The organism is Pseudomonas knackmussii B13 (assembly GCF_000689415.1).
GTDB lineage: Bacteria > Pseudomonadota > Gammaproteobacteria > Pseudomonadales > Pseudomonadaceae > Pseudomonas > Pseudomonas knackmussii.
Window position 1 is genome coordinate 1,615,970 of record NZ_HG322950.1, and the last position, 17,900, is coordinate 1,633,869.

Here is a 17,900-nt window from a genome sequence, read left to right on the forward strand (position 1 = left end):
AGCTTGCTCGCGAACCCATCGGTGCCGGGCCCTGTTCGCGAGCAAGCTCGCTCCTACAGGAAGGACCGCGTGCGGAGGCTTCCCATGCTTGAACTCATCCTCGGCGGCGCCCGTTCCGGCAAGAGCCGCCTGGCCGAACGCCTGGCGCGCGACAGCGGTCTGCCGGTCACCTATTTCGCCACTGCCCAGGCCGGCGACGGCGAGATGAGCACGCGCATCCGCCAGCACCGCGAACGCCGTCCCGCCGAATGGGGACTGGTGGAAGAACCGTTGCGCCTGGCGCAGGCGCTGCGCGAGCAGGCCGCGCCGGACCGCTGCCTGCTGGTCGATTGCCTGACCCTGTGGGTGACCAACCTGCTGCTCGCCGACGACGGCGCGCACCTGCAACACGAGATCAACGAGCTGCTGGCCACGCTGCCTGCCCTGCCGGGGCGGATCATCCTGGTCAGCAACGAAACCGGACTGGGCGTGGTGCCGCTGGGCGAACTGACCCGCCGCTACGTCGACGAAGCCGGCTGGCTGCACCAGGCCGTCGCCGAATGCAGCGAGCGGGTGGTCTTCACCGTCGCCGGCCTGCCCATCACCCTCAAGGGAGAACCCGTATGAGCCTGCAATGGTGGCGCGAGCCATGCCAACCCGTGGACCGCGTGGCGCGCGACAAAGCGGCTGTTCGTCAGGACCAGCTGACCAAACCGCGCGGTGCGCTGGGGCGGCTGGAAGAAGTCGCCATCCAGCTCGCCGGCCTGCAGGGCCGTGAGCGGCCGAGCCTGGAGCGCCCGTGGATCGCGCTGTTCGCCGGCGACCACGGCGTGGTGGAAGAGGGCGTGTCGGCCTATCCACAGGCGGTGACCGTCGAGATGCTGCGCAACTTCGTGCGCGGCGGTGCGGCCATCAGCGTGCTGGCGCGCAACCTGGATGCCCGCCTGGAAGTCATCGACCTCGGCACTGCCGTGCCCCTGGAGCCGCTGCCCGGCGTGCTGCACCTGATGCTCGGCGCCGGCACCCTGAACTTTGCCCGCGAGCCGGCGATGACCGCTGCCCAGGCACTGCTCGCCCTGGAAGCCGGGCGTGAGTCGGTGCGCCGAGCGCAGCAGGCCGGCAGCGAACTCTTCATCGGCGGCGAGATGGGTATCGGCAATACCACCTGCGCTGCCGCCCTGGCTTGCGGTCTGCTCGGCGAGCGCGCCGTGACCCTGGTCGGTCCGGGCACCGGGCTGGATGAGAAGGGCGTGGCGCACAAGGCCGAAGTGATCGAGCGCGCCCTGGCCCTGCACGGCGAGCATTGCGCCGATCCCTTCGAGGCACTGTGCCGTCTCGGCGGCTTCGAGGTGGCGGCGCTGGCCGGCGCCTACCTGGCGTGTGCGCAGAAGGGCATGGTCGCGCTGGTGGACGGATTCATCTGCAGCGTCGCCGCATTACTGGCGGTGCACCTGAACCCGCAGTGTCGCGACTGGCTGCTGTTCGCCCACAACGGCGCCGAGCCGGGTCACCGTCGTGTGCTCGCGGCGCTGGAAGCGCAGCCGTTGCTCGACCTCGGCCTGCGCCTGGGCGAGGGCAGCGGCGCCGCCCTGGCAGTGCCGCTGCTGCGCCAGGCCTGCCAGCTGCACGGTGAGATGGCTACCTTCGCCGAGGCGGCGGTGTCCGACCGCCCGGCATGAGCCTGCGCCTCGACCTGCTGCGCCACGGCGAGACCGAGCTCGGCGGCGGCTTTCGCGGTCGCCTGGACGACGAGCTGACCGCGCAGGGCTGGGCGCAAATGCGTGCCGGCATCGGCGATGCGCGGCCGTGGGACGCGCTGGTCAGCTCGCCGCTGCGTCGTTGTGCGGCATTCGCCGAGCGACTGGCTGCCGACAGCGGCCTGCCGTTGCAGCTGGAAGCGGACCTGCGCGAGCTCGACTTCGGCGAGTGGGAGGGGCTTTGCGCGGCTACGCTGATGGAGAGTGATGGCGAAGCACTGGCCCGCTTCTGGGCCGACCCCTATGCCTTTCATCCGCCGGGCGGCGAGCCGTTGCCGGCGTTCGAAGCGCGGGTCGACGCAGCCTTGCAGCGACTGTACGCGGCGCATGCCGGACAGCACCTGTTGCTGCTGACCCACGGCGGGGTGATGCGTCTGCTCGGCGCCCGCGCCCAGGGGCTGGCGCGCGAGCAACTGCTGCAGGTGAGCGTCGCCCACGGTGAGCTGCTGAGGCTGCGCGTTGAACCGCGCGCCGGTGGCTGGGACATTCGACCGGTCGAGCCCGAGGACGCGAGCACGCCCCGATGAGCAACCTGTACCTGCCGCTGATCGCCCTGCAGTTCCTCACGCGCCTGCCGATTCGCCTGGGCGAGGCGCCGACGCCCGAGCAGTTCGGCCGGGCGACGCTGTTCTATCCGCTGGTCGGGCTGTTGATGGGCGCCGCGCTGGGCGGCCTGGGCTGGTGGCTGGGCGATACCCTGGGGGCGTTGCATGCAGCCCTGATCCTGGCGGCGTGGGTCGCCTTCAGTGGCGCGCTGCACCTCGACGGCCTGGCCGACACGGCAGATGCCTGGGTCGGCGGCCTGGGCGACCGCGAACGCACCCTGGCGATCATGAAGGACCCGCGCAGCGGCCCGGTGGCCGTGGTGGTGCTGGTGATGATCCTGCTGCTGAAGTTCGCCGCGATCCTCACGCTTCTGGAGAAAGGCCACCTGTGGCCGCTGCTGCTGGCGCCCTGGCTGGCGCGCACCGCGCTGCCGCTGCTGTTCCTCACCACGCCCTACGCCCGCCCCGGCGGCCTCGGCCAGGCGCTGGCCGACCACCTGCCACGCCGCACGCTGCCCTGGATGCTGGCGCTGAACGTGGTGCTGATGCCGCTCACCGGCCTGACGGGCGTAGTAGCCATAGTAGTGGCGCTGGCCGTGTTCATCTGGTGGCGCAGCCGCCTGATGGCGCGCCTGGACGGCACCACCGGCGACACCGCCGGGGCGCTGGTCGAGCTGGTCGAATGTGCGGTACTGGTGGCGTTGGCGATCTGAGGGGCGGTGTGGCTTGTCGCGGGCCATGCCCGCGATTCGCGGACAAGAGCTAGGCGTCCCCGACCCTCCTACAAGGGAAGCATCGTGCCGTGCGGTTCGCGGATAAATCCGCTCCTACGAAGAGCGCACGCGCGCTTCGCTCTTGGGATTTCCAGAGAAACATCCGCGCGCGCCGAACGCCCCTTACAGAAGGCCGAGCTAAGCCCACGCAGAGGAGGTTGCGCGACATGGATGTCGCAAAAGCCCCGCAGTACAGGGACGTGCCGGACCCGTATGTCGGGGCCAGCGCTTTGGTTACTTTCTGGCGTTTGAGAAAGTGACTCGCCCGAGGGGGCGAAACAAGAAATTTCAACGCACGCCTAAGCGGCGCAGAAACACCCAAGCCAAAAGCGCTTCTGGGTCCCCGCGTTCGCGGGGATGACGTTGGGAGGATGCGGCGTTGCTATGTAGGGCACAGGGCCTATAAGCCTCCGGCTTATCCGCCGTTTAACCATGGCTGCCGGTCCGCTCGAGGTTGAACGGGGCGATCCGAAAGCGTCAGGTTCAGCCCTGGCAGGGCGATGAGGCCCGTGTAACGGCGTACAACCGCGAACGGTTGTACGCCCTACGCTCACCCCAACGTATCCGGCGGCGCCTCGTAGCTCCCCGACTCGTAACTCACCCCATGCCGTACCTTGGGCGGCGCGTCGCCGACATGCAGGCTCGCGACGTTGTCGATGATCGTCTTGTCCTCCAGGGTCAGGCGGTCGAGCATCCTCAGGTGGCCGATCCAGTTGTCCACCAGGAACAGCTCCTGCCAGGACTCCTGGTCGCTGACGTCGCGGTACAGCGACCAGCGTTCGGCGCCGTTGCGCAGGCGCAGGCGGCGCAGCGGCTTGGCGGCGCGGACGAAGTCGCGGGTGCGTTCGGCTGGGATGCGATACTCGATACTCACCAGCACGGCGCCGCGCTGTTCGTCGAAGGCGAAGCTCGGTTGTCCCGGACGCGGTGCCGGCGCGCGGGCGATGCCTCCGGGGTCGAGCTCCGGCAGGCGCGAGTTGTAGAGCAACGCCACCGAGATCAGCAGCAGGCAGCCCGCGGCAAGCATTGCGCCTTGAACGCCCATGGTCTCGGCGAAGTGGCCCCAGAGGAACGAACCCGCCGCCAGGCCGCCGTAGATCGCGGTCTGGTAGAGCGCCAGGGCGCGCGCCTTGACCCAGTCGGGCACGAGGATCTGCACCGCCGAGTTGTAGCTGGCCACCGCGGCGATCCAGCAGGTGCCGCCGAGGATCAGGGCCGGGAACAGTATCCAGAGGTTGTCCACCGCGCCGAGCACCAGCAGCACCAGGCCCAGGGTGCCGCCGCCCAGGCTGATAAGGCGGCTGGTGCCGATGTGCCGGCGCAGGCGGCCGACCAGGGTGCTGCCGAGGATGGCGCCCAGGCCCAGGGCGCCGAGCATGTAGCCGTACACCGAGGCGCTGCCGTCCGGGTTGCGGTGCGCCAGCAGCGGCAGCAGCGCCCAGACCGCGCTGGCGGACAGGCCGAACACCGCCGAGCGCAGCATCACCAGGCGGGTGACGCTGGAGTACTGGGTGAAGCGCAGCGCCGCCACCACGCCCTCGAGGAGGTGCTCCGGCGGCAGGCTGCGCTTGGGCACGTCGCGGCGCCATTGCCAGATCGCCCAGATCAGCGAGGCGTAGCACAGGCAGTTGAAGAGGAAGACCCAGGGAGCACCGGTGACCGACAGCAGCAGGCCGCCGATGGCCGGGCCGACAGCGCGGGCGACGTTGTAGTTGACGCTGTTGAGCAGCACCGCGTCGCCCACCAGGCGCGCCGGCACTTGTTCGTTCACCGCCGCCTGCCAGGCCGGGATGGTGATGGAACTGCCCAGCGACAGCCAGAGGATCGACAGGATCAGCATCAGCGGGTCGAGGTAGCCGAGGAAAGCCAGCAGCGTCACCAGCGCCGCGCCGGACAGTTCGATCGACAAGCCGATGAGCATGATCTTGCGGCGGTCGTGGTTGTCCGCCAGCACCCCGGAAAGGATCGACAGCAGCACCAGCGGCAGCGCCGAGGCGACCTGGATCATCGCCACCATCAGCGGGCTGGCGTGGGCCTCGGTGACCACCCAGGCGGCGGCCACCGATTGCGCCCAGGTGCCCAGGTTGGCGAACAGGTTGCAGATCCAGATGATGCGGAAGGCAGCGATGGAGAAGGGCGCGAGCACGCCGCTGCGTTGCGGTTCGGGGTCGTTCTGCAGCGGCAGGTCGTGCTTGGGCGAAACGGATTGCAGCATGGGGTGAGTCCTTGTGCGGAGCGGCCGGCGCCGTTGGTCGCGCGTCGGCCCGCCATGCCGGGGAAGTGTAGTGGCCGGCATCGCGGGTGCCATTGATGATGGTCAGGCATGGCGCTATCGGTGACTTGCGCTGGCCCGCCGCGGCTGGGCCGGCGCCGGCAGGGTTGCTAGGCTGCGCGGCAAAAAACAACAAGGGAATCTCGATGAATCGCCTGACCCGCCTGGCCCTGCTGTCGTCCCTGCTGCTCCTGCCACGCTGCCTGTGGGCCTGGTCCAATCACGCCATGGGCACCTATGAGGCCCTGGAGAAATTGCCGGCCGTGGCTCAGGCGCCGGCGGTTTCGGTGGAGACGCTGGAGGCCTTCCTCGCCGCCGAAGGCCCGGGGCTCGCGCAACTGCTCGATGAGCAGGAGCGCTTCGCCCGCGAGCACTTCCGCGCCTATCCGCCGCGGCCGGACGACTTGCGCTTCAGTGGTGAGGAACAGGGCGAACGACGCCAGGCCTTCCTCATGGCGCTGCGCCTGAATCCCGAGATCAAGCTGGCCGACGCGATCCAGCCGTTGCCAGGCAACGACCAGCCCGAGCGCCTGCACCTGAAGGCATCGGATGTGCTGGTGTTCCACGACCTCGCCGGCTGGGCGACCTGGCGTTTCATCGCCTTGCAGCCGGGTGAATCGGTCGCCGCCCTTGCGGTGCTGGCCAGTGCCAGCGACGAGCCGGACTTCGGCCACGACATCCACCTGTTCAGCGACAACCCCGGCGCGGCCGGCCAGCGCTATGGCTTCGGCCCGCAGCCCTTCGGCGATCCGGGCTACGAGTTCAGCTCGCAGGCGCCGTTCCACATGGGCTTCTACCACGAGTCGCCGATCATCTTCGCCGGCGCGCCCTACCTGAAGCGCAGCTGGCCGGAGTGGCGTGCTTACCAGTTCCACGGCCTGGCGCGCTACGCCTTCGAACACGGCCATCCGTACTGGGGCTACCGCTTCCTCGGCTGGTCCCTGCACTACGTCCAGGACCTGACCCAGCCCTACCACAGCACGCCGCTGCCCGGCGAAACCACCACCAGCATGCTGTGGACGGCGGTGAAGGCCATGGCCGGCTTCGATGCCGACAAGAAGGCCGCGATCAGCCGCGTGGCGGCCCGCCACATCGGCATGGAGCACTACCAGCTGGACTGGTTGCTGGAATCGCTCCGCAATCCGCAGGGCGCGGCTTTGCTGATGGCTTACGACGACACGAACGGCGATGGGGATTACCCGGCGTACTCCAGCGAGTATCCGCGCGAAGTGGTAGCGGCGGAATCGCATGCCCACGCAGCGGCCTTAGATGCGGCAATAGGTCACTGGTTGGCAACAATCCCGGCGAATGCCGGCCAGGGTTTCAGTGCGGGGAATCAGTTGGCGCCGCTGCAGCACGATGCGCAATTGGACGAGCAGTTGCTGGGGTTGCAGAAGGCGTTCGGCGCGCATAGCCGCAATCTGGTGCGGTCGGTGCTGGAGCCTTGAGAGAAGCGCAGAGCGGGAAGCGAGGGGAATGCTAGCGCCGCGCCGCGAAGGGGGCGTGGACCCTTCGCGGTGGCATCGGGTAGGGCTTAGCCGCCAGTGCAGCCGCTGCCCATGACCTGGTATTCGAGGGTGTGGCGCTGACCCTGGGAATCCTCGTAGGTCATCTGGGCCGGAACGACGCCGCAGACGTTGGAAACATCGGTGGTGGAAACCACGTGGGCGATGTCCAGTTTCATGCCGTAGGTGTATTGCTCGACAGCCGGACTCTGAGGTTGGGCAGCGGCGTCCGCCTGCTCGGCGAGGGCGAGCGAAGAGAAACCGGCCAGGGCCAGAACGACTAGGGCTTTCATGTTTTTACCTGCCTTTTTCCCGAGCGGGAGCCGCATCCGGGCGCACGCGGCCAGGACGAAGATATTCGGCTTCATCGGGAGGGTGTCTTTAGGGAATTTCGATCGGGTTCTTGGGGTGTTTCAGCGCGCTTCGACAGCAAGCAAATGGTAGGTCCGCAGGGCGTCGATTCATATGTCTGGACGCCTTAAATACCTCGTACTAAAAGGCAACAATCCAGCTGTGGCGCGGGTTTGCGGGCGGGGCGGGCGATCTGGCGGCGAGGTTTTCGTGCGGTTGGAACCAGGGCGCGCGAAATCGTCGCCCGTGGCATGGCGTCGCAGGCTGGGTTCGTAGGATGGGTTGAGCGAAGCGAAACCCATGCGGTCGGCATCGGCCTCCGAACGAAGTTCCGTGCAGCATGGGTTTCGCAGGCTCAACCCATCCTACGGCTACGGGGTGCGAAGGCCTTGTTCGACCTCAACCGCGCAGCGGCGAGCTGGGGTCGAGCAGGGAAGTGCGGATGAAGTGCAGGTAGCTGCAGGTCCGGCGCAGTGGCGAGGTATCGAAGTGCGGCGGGCGCGGCTCGTGGGTGTTGCGGGTGCAGTGGATGGCATGCTCGACCGCCGCCAGCGCGCGCAGCCGGTTGTTCTCGCCGGGCTGGATGAACAGGCGGATCAGCGCCCGGCCCATCACGCGGATGGCGTTGCGCCAGGGCATGTTCTCGGCGTACCAGGGTTCGTCCGGCAGGCTTGCCTGCTCGCGGCGCAGCTCGATGATCGCGTGGCCCACTTCCTGTACCTGGAACATCCAGCGCAGCAGCCGGCGCTGCACGTCGGGGCGGCCGCTGGCGAGGCCGTAGGCCTGGTTGAGGAGGTCGCGGGTGCCGCTCTCGAAGCCCGACGACAGGCCCTTCAGCGGATCGCTGATGGTGTGCACCACGCGCATGCGCAGCTCGGTCTCCAGGCGCTTCCACAGCCAGGGGCGGTTGGGCGGGAGTATCACCATCGAGGCGATCACCGCCATGCCCATCGACAGCAGCATGGCCAGGTACTCGTTGATGAAGGTGTAGGCGTCGTAGCGCGCCAGGTTGGCCGGCAGCGAGGCGATGCAGAACCACACCAGCAGGCCGACCCCGTAGCCGCTCCACTGCGGACGCGAGATGAGGAAGGCGCCAAGGGCGAACACCGGGGCGAGCACGAAGCACAGCAGCGGGAAACCATCCAGGTGCGGCAGCACGCGGAAGGTCAGGACGAAGCCGAGGGTCGCGCCGAGCAGGGTGCCGAGGGTCAGTTGCAGCGACAGGCGCTTGGGATTGGGCGAGGCCGAAGACAGTGCGGCGATCAGCACCGAGGTGAGGGTAAAGGTGGCGCCGCTGAGCCAGGACGTCTCGATCCAGAGCACCCCGCCGACCAGCACCAGCAACGCGCAGCGCAGGCCGGCGACACTGGCGGCCAGGGCGTTGGCCTTGGGCGTGAAACGCTCCTTCCAGTGCTCGCGGGCATGCTTGTGCGCGGCCAGCGAGGCGTGGGTCTGGGCGTAGTCGTGGAGGTCGCCGGCGAAGCGGTAGAGCAGCTCGGCGGCGGTCTCGAAATCGAGCTGGTCAGCCTCGCGCGGGCAGCTGTGGCCGAGCTTGGCGCGCGCCTCGCGGATCTGCGCCATGAGCTGCTGGCGGCAGTGCTCCAGCTGGGCGGCGAGGAAGGCCGCGTCGGCATCGCGCAGGGGTCGGCCATGCCAGCTGGCGAGCAGGCTGCCGACCTCGACCAGGCACGGCATCAGCACTTCCAGCACGGCTGCGGCCTGGCGTTCGCGCAAGCGATCGAGCAGGCGCTGCAGGGCGTGGAAGCGCGTGGTCAGCTGCATGAACTCGCTGTTCAGGCGCGCCAGGCGGCCGCTGCGCAGGCGCATGTGCGGGTCTTCGAAGGCGGTGACGTTGCGCAGGTTCTCCAGGCCCACCGCTTCGGCGGCGATGCGTGCGGCGGCCTGCTCGAAACGTGTGGCGTCGAGGGTACCTTCCAGGCCGGCGGCGGCCAGCCCGGCGAAGTCGCCGAAGCGGGCGTCGAGCGCGTTGCGCAGGGCGGCGCTGCTGGTCTGCGGAAAGATCAGCGCGCTGACCACGCCGGTGCAGAGGATGCCCAGGGTGATCTCCAGTACCCGCCACAACGCCTGCATGAATGCGCCCTCGGGGTGCAGGGTGGCGGGAATGCCGATCATCACCGCGGTGTAGCCGGCAAGCAGGCAGGCGTAGGCGCGGAAGTCGCGGTAGCGCGCGGCGCCGGCGGTGCACAGGCCAACCCAGATCGACACGCAGAGCAGGAAGAGCACGCGCTCCTGGGCGAACAGGGCGATGAAGGTGACCATCACCGTCAGCCCGGCGAGGGTGCCGAGGATGCGGTAGAAACTCTTCGCCAATACCTGGCCGCTCTGTGGCTGCAGCACGATGAAGGCGCTGACCAGCACGGTGTTCGGCTGCGGCAGTTCGAGGCGGTAGGCCAGCCACAGGGCGGTGAAGGCGGTGATCAGGGTCTTGGCGATGAACACCCAGGTGATGCCGTCACTGCGTGCCCACTCGGCCAGGGCCTGGCGCAGGGCGTTCGCGTCGGGCAGACGCATGCTCAGACTGCTCATGGGACATGCCTCGAGATCGATGCTGGAAGGGCTGGGAAGGTCGAAGGGATAACAGCGGGATGAAGCGCCTGGCACGAATGGCGGAACACAGCTTCGGATCCTGGATACAGCGGGGGCCGCGGTGGGAGGGCGATTCTAGAAGGCGGGCGGAGGCGGGATAAGTTGACGGATGGAAGAATGATTGTTGCCTGATGGAGCAATAATTTTGCCGGGGTCGATGTGCGACAATTCGCCGCCTGTCTTGAGTCTGTAACAAGGTTTTGCTTGGTGGCGAGTGCCGCCGCAAGCCTTGGCTCGCCGACAGGCTTTGAGGAGAAATGATGGACCTGCTGCACAACATGCGTGCCTTTGTCTGTGTCGCCGAGACCGGCAGCTTCACCGCCGCCGCCCAGCGCATGGACCTCACCACGGCCTACGTCTCGCGTACCGTGGCCAAGCTCGAAGCCCACCTGCGTACCCGCCTGCTGCACCGCACCACCCGCCGCATCGCCCTGACCGAGGCCGGCCAGCGCTACCTGCTGCGCTGCCAGCAGATCCTCGGCTACATCGAGGAAGCGGAGGCCGAGGCCAGCGACGCGCACTCGCGTCCGGCCGGCAAGCTCAAGGTGCATGCCATGACCGGGATCGGCCAGCACTACCTGATCAAGGCGATCTCGCGGTACTGCGAGAAGTACGCCGAGGTCGGCTTCGACCTGACCCTGGCCAACCGCACCACCGACATCCTCGACGAGGGCTACGACATCTCGGTGGTGATCGCCCCCGAGCTTCCGGACTCCGGTTTCGTCTCCAAGCAGTTGGGGCAGACCTACAGCGTGCTCTGCGCTGCGCCGGGCTACGTCGCCAGGCACGGCTTCCCTAACGTGCCGGCCGACCTCGCCACGCACCGCTGCCTGCGTCTGGTGAACAACGTGATGTCGCTGGACAAGTGGCTGTTCCACGGCCCGGACGGCGAAGAGCTGGCCCACGTCGACCACACGCACTTCCAGGTCAATACCGCCGACGCCCTGACCGAAGCGGTGGTCGCCGGGATGGGCATTGGCGCGTTGCCGGTGTATTCGGCCGTCGAGGGGCTGCGCAGCGGCAAGCTGGTGCGGGTGATGCCCAACTTCAGCCTGTTCCACCTCAACATCTATGCGCTCTACCCCTCGCGGCAGTTCCTCGACGCCAAGATCCGCACCTGGGTCGAGTTCCTGCGCGACTGCATCCCCGGCATGCTCGCCGAGCACGAGCAGCTGATGGTCGAGCACAGCGCGCGGCTGCACCCGGCCTCCTGACGTTCCCTTCCAGCTTCCCTCTCTCCCTGAACGGGGCCTGTGACGCTTTGCCGCAGGCCCCGTCAGTCGGGCTTATGCGCCTCATCAGTACGAACATGGATTGGTAAGACCATGGTCGTATGGCTCCTGCAGACCCCTCTCGTTACAACTTGACGCAACAAAAACAACACTCCGTACCGAGGTAATGCGTCATGACTGCGGCATCCGTGTATCCCGTGCGTCCCGAAGTGGCCGCCAATACCCTGACCGACGAAGCCACCTACAAGAAGCTGTACCAGCAGTCGGTGGTGAATCCGGATGGCTTCTGGCGCGAACAGGGGCAACGGATCGACTGGATCAAGCCCTTCACCAAGGTCAAGCAGACCTCCTTCGACGACCACCACGTCGACATCAAGTGGTTCGCCGACGGCACCCTGAACGTCTCCTACAACTGCCTCGACCGCCATCTCGCCGAGCGCGGCGACCAGGTGGCGATCATCTGGGAAGGCGACGACCCCGCGGACCACAAGGAAATCACCTACCGCGAGCTGCACGAGCAGGTCTGCAAGTTCGCCAACGCCCTGCGCGGCCAGGACGTGCATCGCGGTGACGTAGTGACCATCTACATGCCGATGATCCCGGAAGCGGTAGTCGCCATGCTCGCCTGCACCCGCATCGGCGCCATCCACTCCGTAGTGTTCGGCGGCTTCTCCCCCGAAGCGCTGGCCGGCCGCATCATCGACTGCCGCTCGAAGATCGTGATCACCGCCGACGAAGGCGTGCGCGGCGGCAAGAAAACCCCGCTGAAGGCCAACGTCGACGACGCCCTGACCAACCCGGAAACCAGCAGCGTGCAGAAGATCATCGTCTGCAAGCGCACCGGCTCCGACATCAAGTGGAACCAGCATCGCGACGTCTGGTACGAAGACCTGATGAAGGTCGCCGGCTCCACCTGCGCGCCGAAGGAAATGGGCGCCGAGGACCCGCTGTTCATCCTCTACACCTCCGGCTCCACCGGTAAGCCCAAGGGCGTGCTGCACACCACCGGCGGCTACCTGGTGTATGCCTCGCTGACCCACGAGCGCGTGTTCGACTACCGCCCCGGCGAAGTCTTCTGGTGCACCGCCGACATCGGCTGGGTCACCGGCCACAGCTACGTGGTCTACGGCCCGCTGGCCAACGGCGCGACCACCGTGCTGTTCGAGGGCGTGCCGAACTACCCGGACATCACCCGCGTCGCCAAGATCGTCGACAAGCACAAGGTCAACATCCTCTACACCGCGCCGACCGCCATTCGCGCCATGATGGCCGAGGGCAAGGCGGCGGTCGCCGGCGCCGATGGCTCCAGCCTGCGCCTGCTGGGTTCGGTGGGCGAGCCGATCAACCCGGAAGCCTGGCAGTGGTACTACGAGACCGTCGGCCAGTCGCGCTGCCCGATCGTCGACACCTGGTGGCAGACCGAAACCGGCGCCTGCCTGATGACCCCGCTGCCGGGCGCCCACGCCATGAAGCCGGGCTCCGCCGCCAAGCCGTTCTTCGGCGTGGTGCCGGCGCTGGTGGACAACCTGGGCAACATCATCGAGGGCGCCGCCGAGGGCAACCTGGTGATTCTCGACTCCTGGCCGGGTCAGGCGCGCACTTTGTTCGGTGACCACGACCGCTTCGTCGACACCTACTTCAAGACCTTCAAGGGCATGTACTTCACCGGCGACGGCGCCCGTCGCGACGAAGACGGCTACTACTGGATCACTGGCCGCGTCGACGACGTGCTCAACGTCTCCGGCCACCGCATGGGCACCGCCGAGATCGAAAGCGCCATGGTCGCCCACCCGAAAGTGGCCGAGGCTGCCGTGGTTGGCGTACCGCACGACATCAAGGGGCAGGGCATCTATGTCTACGTCACCCTGAACGCCGGCGAGGAAGCCAACGAGCAACTGCGCCAGGAGCTCAAGGCCTGGGTGCGCAAGGAGATCGGTCCGATCGCCACCCCGGACGTCATCCAGTGGGCCCCCGGCCTGCCGAAGACCCGCTCGGGCAAGATCATGCGCCGCATCCTGCGCAAGATCGCCACCGCCGAGTACGACGCCCTGGGTGACATCTCCACCCTGGCCGACCCGGGCGTGGTACAGCACCTGGTGGACACCCATCGGGCGATGAAAGCCGCCTGATCCGTCCGTGAAACGAAAACGCCCCGCTTGCCGGGGCGTTTTTCTTTGTGTGCGGCGGAAATATCAGACGCGCTTCTTCATCACGCTTGATCGACCGGTGGTCTCCGACCGCGCAGGATAGGGCTTCTTAAATATACGCAAAAAGCGCATATAATTATGAAAGCCATCTTCGTCGAGTTGTCGCCGTTCGAGCGAAATCGCAGGTACTACCTGGAAGACGACGAGTACCGCCTGTTCCAGCAGATGCTGCTGATGCAGCCCGACGCAGGCGACGTCATTGCCGGCACCGGCGGCCTGCGCAAGGTGCGCTTCGGCGACCCGCGGCGCGGCAAGGGGCGTCGCGGCGGATTGCGGGTGATCTATTACTGCTGGCTCGGCGGCGCGCAGTTCTGGTTGTTCACCCTGTACGACAAGGACGAGGCGGACGACCTGGACCCGAGGCAAAGGCTGCAACTGGCCGGCCTGCTGCGAGCGGAATTGAGAGCGAGAGGAGAGTCGAAATGAGCAAACGCGACATCTTTGCCGAACTGCTGGAGGGCTTCGGCGACCTGGCGGCGGAGCGCCAGGGCAAGATCACCCTGCGCACCCACAAGGTCGAGCAGCAGGCGCTGGAGCCTGCCAGCGGCGAGGAGATCGCCGCCCTGCGCGAGCGCCTGAACATGTCCCAGCCGGTCTTCGCGCACGTTCTCCGGGCGGCGCCGGCCACCCTGAAGAACTGGGAGCAGAACCGCTCTCGGCCCAACGACCAGGCCACTCTGCTGATCCGCCTGCTGGCCAGGCACCCGGAAACGCTGGAGATGATCCGCGCGCTGGCGTGAGCGGGGGACGGTAACACCTGGCCTGGAACGGGAGCAGAAAAATGGGGTCGCCGGGAACATCGGCACAAGTTCGGTGCACTTCCATTGATGGGTTTTCAGTTTAAACTTCGCTGCAGGGCCCGTCGTTATTGAAGTTGTAAAAAGTTGGCCCATAAAGTGCTTTAAAAATTGGTTTTACTATTCATTCCTTGATCACCTAAAATCCCCTCCGTCAAGGTGCTGGCTGCCTCTGTCCGGCGCTTCTGTAATTACTTGTCGCATTGAAGAAATAACCACTCGGGTGCTGTCGCTATCATTCCGCTCACCCTGGTAGGCGTGATTTTCACGAGAAACACGCCACGGCAATGCGCAGAAAACAATAACCTTCACTTCTGCACAGGCAGCCTGGGCCAACCCCCTTTCTCCTGCCAATCGAAGTCCTACCCTCGAAGGAGTCTCTGATGAAGAAGTTCGCACTTCTCGGCGCGCTGGCGCTTTCCGCTCTTACCGCCCTGGCCCACGCCGATGACAAACCGGTGCGTATCGGTATCGAAGCGGCCTACCCGCCGTTCTCCTTCAAGACTCCCGACGGCAAGCTGGCAGGCTTCGACGTGGACATCGGCAACACCCTCTGCGAAGAGATGAAGGTCAAGTGCGTGTGGGTCGAGCAGGAATTCGACGGCCTGATCCCGGCGCTGAAAGTGCGCAAGATCGACGCCATCCTGTCGTCGATGACCATCACCGACGAGCGCAAGAAGTCGGTCGACTTCACCAACAAGTACTACAACACCCCGGCGCGCTTCGTGATGAAGGAGGGCGCCAGCCTCAATGATCCGAAGGCCGACCTCAAAGGCAAGAAGATCGGCGTTCTGCGCGGCAGCACCGCCGATCGCTACGCCACCGCCGAGCTGACTCCGGCCAGCGTCGAAGTCGTGCGCTACAACTCCCAGCAAGAAGCCAACATGGACCTGGTTGCCGGTCGCCTGGACGCAATCGTCGCCGACTCGGTGAACCTGGATGACGGCTTCCTGAAGACCGATGCTGGCAAAGGCTACGCCTTCGTCGGCCCGCAGCTGACCGACGAGAAGTACTTCGGCGAAGGCGTGGGCATCGCCGTGCGCAAGGGCGATAGCGCCCTGGCTGGCAAGTTCAACGATGCCATCACCGCCATCCGCGCCAACGGCAAGTACAAGCAGGTCCAGGACAAGTACTTCAAGTTCGACGTCTACGGCTCGAACTGACGCCTGATCCCGAAGTGGCGCAAACCCGGGCCGAGACCTGAAGTTTGTGCCACTTTTTTATTGGGCGGCGGACGCTGTAGCGACCGCCGCGGACAATCCGGGCTGCGTGCCGCGCAGCCTGCCGATCTGCGCTTGCCCGGACGGCGAGTAGTTCCATGAGGTGCTGACCATGATTCACGGTTACGGGGCGACCATCGTCGACGGCGCTTGGCTGACGCTTCAGCTGGCCCTGCTGTCGATGCTGCTGGCCATAGTGCTTGGCCTGGCGGGTGCGGCCTTCCGCCTTTCGCCAATTCGCTGGCTGGCCTGGCTGGGCGATCTGTACGCCACCGTGATCCGCGGCGTGCCCGACCTGGTGCTGATCCTGCTGATCTTCTACGGCGGCCAGGGCCTGCTCAACTGGATCGCGCCGCAGCTGGGTTACGAGGATTACATCGACCTCAACCCGTTCGTGGCTGGTGTCGGCACCCTTGGCTTCATCTTCGGCGCCTACCTCTCGGAAACCTTCCGCGGCGCGTTCATGGCCATCCCCAAGGGCCAGGCCGAAGCCGGTTTCGCCTACGGCATGAGCCACCTGCAGGTGTTCTTCCGTGTGCAGGTGCCGCAGATGATCCGCCTGGCCATTCCCGGCTTCACCAACAACTGGCTGGTGCTGGTAAAGGCCACGGCGCTGATCTCGGTGGTCGGCCTGCAGGACATGATGTTCAAGGCCAAGCAGGCCTCCGACGCCACCCGCGAGCCCTTCACCTACTACCTGGCCGTGGCGGCGCTGTACCTGGTCGTCACCACTGTCTCCCTGGTTCTGCTTCGTGTGCTCGAGCGCCGCTATTCGGTCGGCGTGAAAGTCGCGGACCTGTAAGGAGAGGGCATAGCAATGATCTTCGATTACGCCATCGTCTGGGAAAACCTGCCGCTGTACTTCAGTGGTCTGCTGGTGACTCTCAAGCTACTCGCCATCTCCTTGCTCATCGGCCTGCTGTTCGCCGTGCCGCTGGCGCTGATGCGTGTGTCCAAGCAGCCGGCGGTGAACCTTCCGGCATGGCTCTACACCTATGTCATCCGCGGCACGCCGATGCTCGTGCAGCTGTTCCTCATCTACTACGGATTGGCGCAGTTCGAGGCGGTGCGCAACAGCGTGTTCTGGCCGTGGCTGTCCAATGCCAGCTTCTGTGCCTGCCTGGCCTTTGCCATCAACACCAGCGCGTACACCGCCGAAATCCTCGCCGGCAGTATCCGGGCCACCCCGCACGGTGAGATCGAGGCGGCCAAGGCGGTCGGCATGTCGCGCCTGAAGATGTCCCGCCGTATCCTCCTGCCCTCGGCGCTGCGCCGCGCGCTGCCGCAGTACAGCAACGAAGTGATCATGATGCTGCAGACCACCAGCCTGGCGTCCATCGTCACCCTGGTGGACATCACCGGCGCCGCGCGCACCGTGTACTCGCAGTACTACTTGCCGTTCGAGGCCTTCATCACCGCCGGCCTGTTCTACCTGGTCCTCACCTTCATCCTGGTGCGCCTGTTCAAGATGGCCGAGCGTCGTTGGCTGGCCTACCTGGCGCCGCGCAAGCACTGAGCCGGAAGAGGGAAGCAGCATGCAAAGAGTCGATCACCTGCTGCCTGGCGCGAGCCTGGGCAGCGAGCGGCGCCTGAGCGTATTCCGCTTCGGCGCCGGCGAACGCAAGGTCTACATCCAGGCCAGCCTGCATGCCGACGAACTGCCGGGCATGCGTACCGCCTGGGAGCTGAAGCAGCGCCTTGCCGCGCTGGAGGCAGAGGGGCGGCTGAACGGCGTGGTCGAGCTGGTCCCGGTGGCCAACCCGATCGGCCTCGGCCAATGGCTGCAGGCCAGCCACCTCGGGCGCTTCGAGATGAACGGCGGGCAGAACTTCAACCGCGGCTTCGTCGAGCTGGCATCGTTGGTCGGCCCACGCGTTGCCGCTCAACTGGGCGACGACGAACAGGCCAACGTGCGGCTCATCCGCCAGGCCATGCGCGAAGTGCTGGACGAGCTGCCGCCGCCGGTCGGCGAGCTGCAGGCCATGCAGCGCCTGTTGCTGCGCCATGCCTGCGATGCCGAGATCGTGCTCGACCTGCATTGCGACTTCGAGGCTTGCGTGCACCTCTACGCCCTCCCGCAACACTGGCCGCGCTGGCGCTCCCTGGCGGCGCGCCTGAAGGCCGGTGTCGCACTGCTGGCCGAGGACTCCGGCGGCAACTCGTTCGACGAATCCTGCTCGCTGCCCTGGCTGCGCCTGGCGCGGGCTTATCCACAGGCGGCGATTCCGCCGGCTTGCCTGGCCACCACCGTGGAGCTGGGCAGCATGGGTGACACCCGCATCGAGCAGGCGCGTGGCAGCGCCGAGGCAATCCTCGGCTTCCTCGCCGAACAGGGGCTGATCGCCGGCGAATGGCCAGCAATGCCCGAGCAGTGCTGCGAGGGCGTGCCTTTCGAAGGTACCGAATACCTGGCTGCGCCCCATGCGGGGGTGGTCAGCTTCCTGCGCCACGCCGGCGAGCGGGTGGAAAAGGGCGAGGCGCTGTTCGAGGTGGTGGACCCCTTGAGCGACAAAGTCAGCACCGTGCGCGCCGGGACATCCGGCGTGCTCTTCGCCCTCGAGCGGGGGCGATACGCGCTGGCAGGACACTGGATGGCCAAGGTGGCCGGGCGTGAGCCGTTCCGTACGGGCCGGCTGATCAACGACTGAATTCGAG

General features: G+C 66.5%; 16 protein-coding genes. 13 read left to right on the top strand and 3 right to left on the bottom strand.

From position 1 onward, the window contains the following. The first annotated feature begins 84 nt into the window (after positions 1-84). Genes cobU through PKB_RS07780 form a run of 4 tightly spaced genes read left to right on the top strand, consistent with a single transcriptional unit; the run spans position 85 to position 2,994 of the window. Positions 85-606, top strand: a complete 522-nt coding sequence (gene cobU / locus PKB_RS07765) for a bifunctional adenosylcobinamide kinase/adenosylcobinamide-phosphate guanylyltransferase (protein ID WP_043250518.1) — start codon at positions 85-87, stop codon at positions 604-606. After that, positions 603-1,658: a nicotinate-nucleotide--dimethylbenzimidazole phosphoribosyltransferase gene (gene cobT, locus PKB_RS07770; protein ID WP_043250520.1), complete on the top strand. Its 1,056-nt coding sequence runs from the start codon at positions 603-605 to the stop codon at positions 1,656-1,658. Before cobU ends, cobT begins: the two co-directional genes overlap by 4 nt. Continuing rightward, positions 1,655-2,263, top strand: a complete 609-nt coding sequence (locus PKB_RS07775) for a histidine phosphatase family protein (RefSeq protein WP_043250523.1) — start codon at positions 1,655-1,657, stop codon at positions 2,261-2,263. Before cobT ends, PKB_RS07775 begins: the two co-directional genes overlap by 4 nt. Beyond that, positions 2,260-2,994 carry an adenosylcobinamide-GDP ribazoletransferase gene (locus tag PKB_RS07780; protein WP_043250526.1) on the top strand — a complete coding sequence of 245 codons (735 nt, stop codon included), beginning with the start codon at positions 2,260-2,262 and terminating at the stop codon, positions 2,992-2,994. Before PKB_RS07775 ends, PKB_RS07780 begins: the two co-directional genes overlap by 4 nt. Before the next feature lie 610 nt (positions 2,995-3,604). Here the strand turns inward: PKB_RS07780 and PKB_RS07785 are convergent. Continuing rightward, positions 3,605-5,269 carry an MFS transporter gene (locus PKB_RS07785; RefSeq protein WP_043250529.1) on the bottom strand — a complete coding sequence of 555 codons (1,665 nt, stop codon included), beginning with the start codon at positions 5,267-5,269 and terminating at the stop codon, positions 3,605-3,607. Between the two features lie 203 nt (positions 5,270-5,472). Between PKB_RS07785 and PKB_RS07790 the strand changes: the two genes are divergently transcribed. Further along, positions 5,473-6,774 (top strand): phospholipase C/P1 nuclease family protein, encoded by a 1,302-nt coding sequence (locus PKB_RS07790; RefSeq protein WP_052355206.1) that lies wholly within the window; start codon positions 5,473-5,475, stop codon positions 6,772-6,774. 86 nt (positions 6,775-6,860) lie between these two features. On the opposite strand, the gene PKB_RS07795 is transcribed toward PKB_RS07790, so the two are convergent. Both PKB_RS07795 and PKB_RS07800 read right to left on the bottom strand, forming a co-directional pair. Beyond that, complete coding sequence (locus PKB_RS07795) at positions 6,861-7,124, bottom strand: DUF2790 domain-containing protein (protein WP_043257045.1); 264 nt, start codon at positions 7,122-7,124, stop codon at positions 6,861-6,863. Between the two features lie 457 nt (positions 7,125-7,581). Beyond that, positions 7,582-9,729, bottom strand: coding sequence for an FUSC family protein (locus PKB_RS07800; protein ID WP_043250531.1), 2,148 nt, complete (start codon positions 9,727-9,729; stop codon positions 7,582-7,584). 320 nt (positions 9,730-10,049) lie between these two features. Between PKB_RS07800 and PKB_RS07805 the strand changes: the two genes are divergently transcribed. The 8 genes from PKB_RS07805 to PKB_RS07840 all read left to right on the top strand — a co-directional run bounded on the left by PKB_RS07805 (position 10,050) and on the right by PKB_RS07840 (position 17,893). Then, positions 10,050-11,003, top strand: a complete 954-nt coding sequence (locus PKB_RS07805) for a LysR family transcriptional regulator (protein WP_043250533.1) — start codon at positions 10,050-10,052, stop codon at positions 11,001-11,003. 191 nt (positions 11,004-11,194) lie between these two features. Continuing rightward, the gene (gene acs, locus PKB_RS07810) at positions 11,195-13,150 is read left to right on the top strand and encodes an acetate--CoA ligase (RefSeq protein ID WP_043250535.1); all 1,956 of its coding nucleotides are present in this window, start codon (positions 11,195-11,197) and stop codon (positions 13,148-13,150) included. 156 nt (positions 13,151-13,306) lie between these two features. Then, positions 13,307-13,654 (top strand): hypothetical protein, encoded by a 348-nt coding sequence (locus tag PKB_RS07815; RefSeq protein ID WP_043250537.1) that lies wholly within the window; start codon positions 13,307-13,309, stop codon positions 13,652-13,654. Beyond that, the gene (locus tag PKB_RS07820; RefSeq protein WP_043250539.1) at positions 13,651-13,968 is read left to right on the top strand and encodes a helix-turn-helix domain-containing protein; all 318 of its coding nucleotides are present in this window, start codon (positions 13,651-13,653) and stop codon (positions 13,966-13,968) included. The genes PKB_RS07815 and PKB_RS07820 overlap by 4 nt, the downstream gene beginning before the upstream one ends. A 440-nt stretch (positions 13,969-14,408) precedes the next feature. Next, the gene (locus PKB_RS07825) at positions 14,409-15,188 is read left to right on the top strand and encodes an ABC transporter substrate-binding protein (RefSeq protein ID WP_043250541.1); all 780 of its coding nucleotides are present in this window, start codon (positions 14,409-14,411) and stop codon (positions 15,186-15,188) included. Positions 15,189-15,357: 169 nt separating this feature from the next. Beyond that, positions 15,358-16,047: an ABC transporter permease gene (locus tag PKB_RS07830; protein WP_043250543.1), complete on the top strand. Its 690-nt coding sequence runs from the start codon at positions 15,358-15,360 to the stop codon at positions 16,045-16,047. Between the two features lie 15 nt (positions 16,048-16,062). Next, complete coding sequence (locus tag PKB_RS07835) at positions 16,063-16,761, top strand: ABC transporter permease (RefSeq protein WP_043250545.1); 699 nt, start codon at positions 16,063-16,065, stop codon at positions 16,759-16,761. Between the two features lie 19 nt (positions 16,762-16,780). Continuing rightward, a complete protein-coding gene (locus tag PKB_RS07840; protein ID WP_043250547.1) occupies positions 16,781-17,893 on the top strand; it encodes a succinylglutamate desuccinylase/aspartoacylase family protein in 1,113 nt (370 codons plus the stop codon). Positions 17,894-17,900: the final 7 nt, after the last annotated feature.

Excerpts from the sequence above, each read along its gene's own strand:
- cobU (WP_043250518.1), top strand. The coding sequence starts at position 85 with ATGCTTGAACTCATCCTCGGCGGCGCCCGTTCCGGCAAGAGCCGCCTG.
- cobT (WP_043250520.1), top strand. The coding sequence starts at position 603 with ATGAGCCTGCAATGGTGGCGCGAGCCATGCCAACCCGTGGACCGCGTG.
- PKB_RS07775 (WP_043250523.1), top strand. The coding sequence starts at position 1,655 with ATGAGCCTGCGCCTCGACCTGCTGCGCCACGGCGAGACCGAGCTCGGC.
- PKB_RS07780 (WP_043250526.1), top strand. The coding sequence starts at position 2,260 with ATGAGCAACCTGTACCTGCCGCTGATCGCCCTGCAGTTCCTCACGCGC.
- PKB_RS07785 (WP_043250529.1), bottom strand. The coding sequence starts at position 5,269 with ATGCTGCAATCCGTTTCGCCCAAGCACGACCTGCCGCTGCAGAACGAC.
- PKB_RS07790 (WP_052355206.1), top strand. The coding sequence starts at position 5,473 with ATGAATCGCCTGACCCGCCTGGCCCTGCTGTCGTCCCTGCTGCTCCTG.
- PKB_RS07795 (WP_043257045.1), bottom strand. The coding sequence starts at position 7,124 with ATGAAAGCCCTAGTCGTTCTGGCCCTGGCCGGTTTCTCTTCGCTCGCC.
- PKB_RS07800 (WP_043250531.1), bottom strand. The coding sequence starts at position 9,729 with ATGAGCAGTCTGAGCATGCGTCTGCCCGACGCGAACGCCCTGCGCCAG.
- PKB_RS07805 (WP_043250533.1), top strand. The coding sequence starts at position 10,050 with ATGGACCTGCTGCACAACATGCGTGCCTTTGTCTGTGTCGCCGAGACC.
- acs (WP_043250535.1), top strand. The coding sequence starts at position 11,195 with ATGACTGCGGCATCCGTGTATCCCGTGCGTCCCGAAGTGGCCGCCAAT.
- PKB_RS07815 (WP_043250537.1), top strand. The coding sequence starts at position 13,307 with ATGAAAGCCATCTTCGTCGAGTTGTCGCCGTTCGAGCGAAATCGCAGG.
- PKB_RS07820 (WP_043250539.1), top strand. The coding sequence starts at position 13,651 with ATGAGCAAACGCGACATCTTTGCCGAACTGCTGGAGGGCTTCGGCGAC.
- PKB_RS07825 (WP_043250541.1), top strand. The coding sequence starts at position 14,409 with ATGAAGAAGTTCGCACTTCTCGGCGCGCTGGCGCTTTCCGCTCTTACC.
- PKB_RS07830 (WP_043250543.1), top strand. The coding sequence starts at position 15,358 with ATGATTCACGGTTACGGGGCGACCATCGTCGACGGCGCTTGGCTGACG.
- PKB_RS07835 (WP_043250545.1), top strand. The coding sequence starts at position 16,063 with ATGATCTTCGATTACGCCATCGTCTGGGAAAACCTGCCGCTGTACTTC.
- PKB_RS07840 (WP_043250547.1), top strand. The coding sequence starts at position 16,781 with ATGCAAAGAGTCGATCACCTGCTGCCTGGCGCGAGCCTGGGCAGCGAG.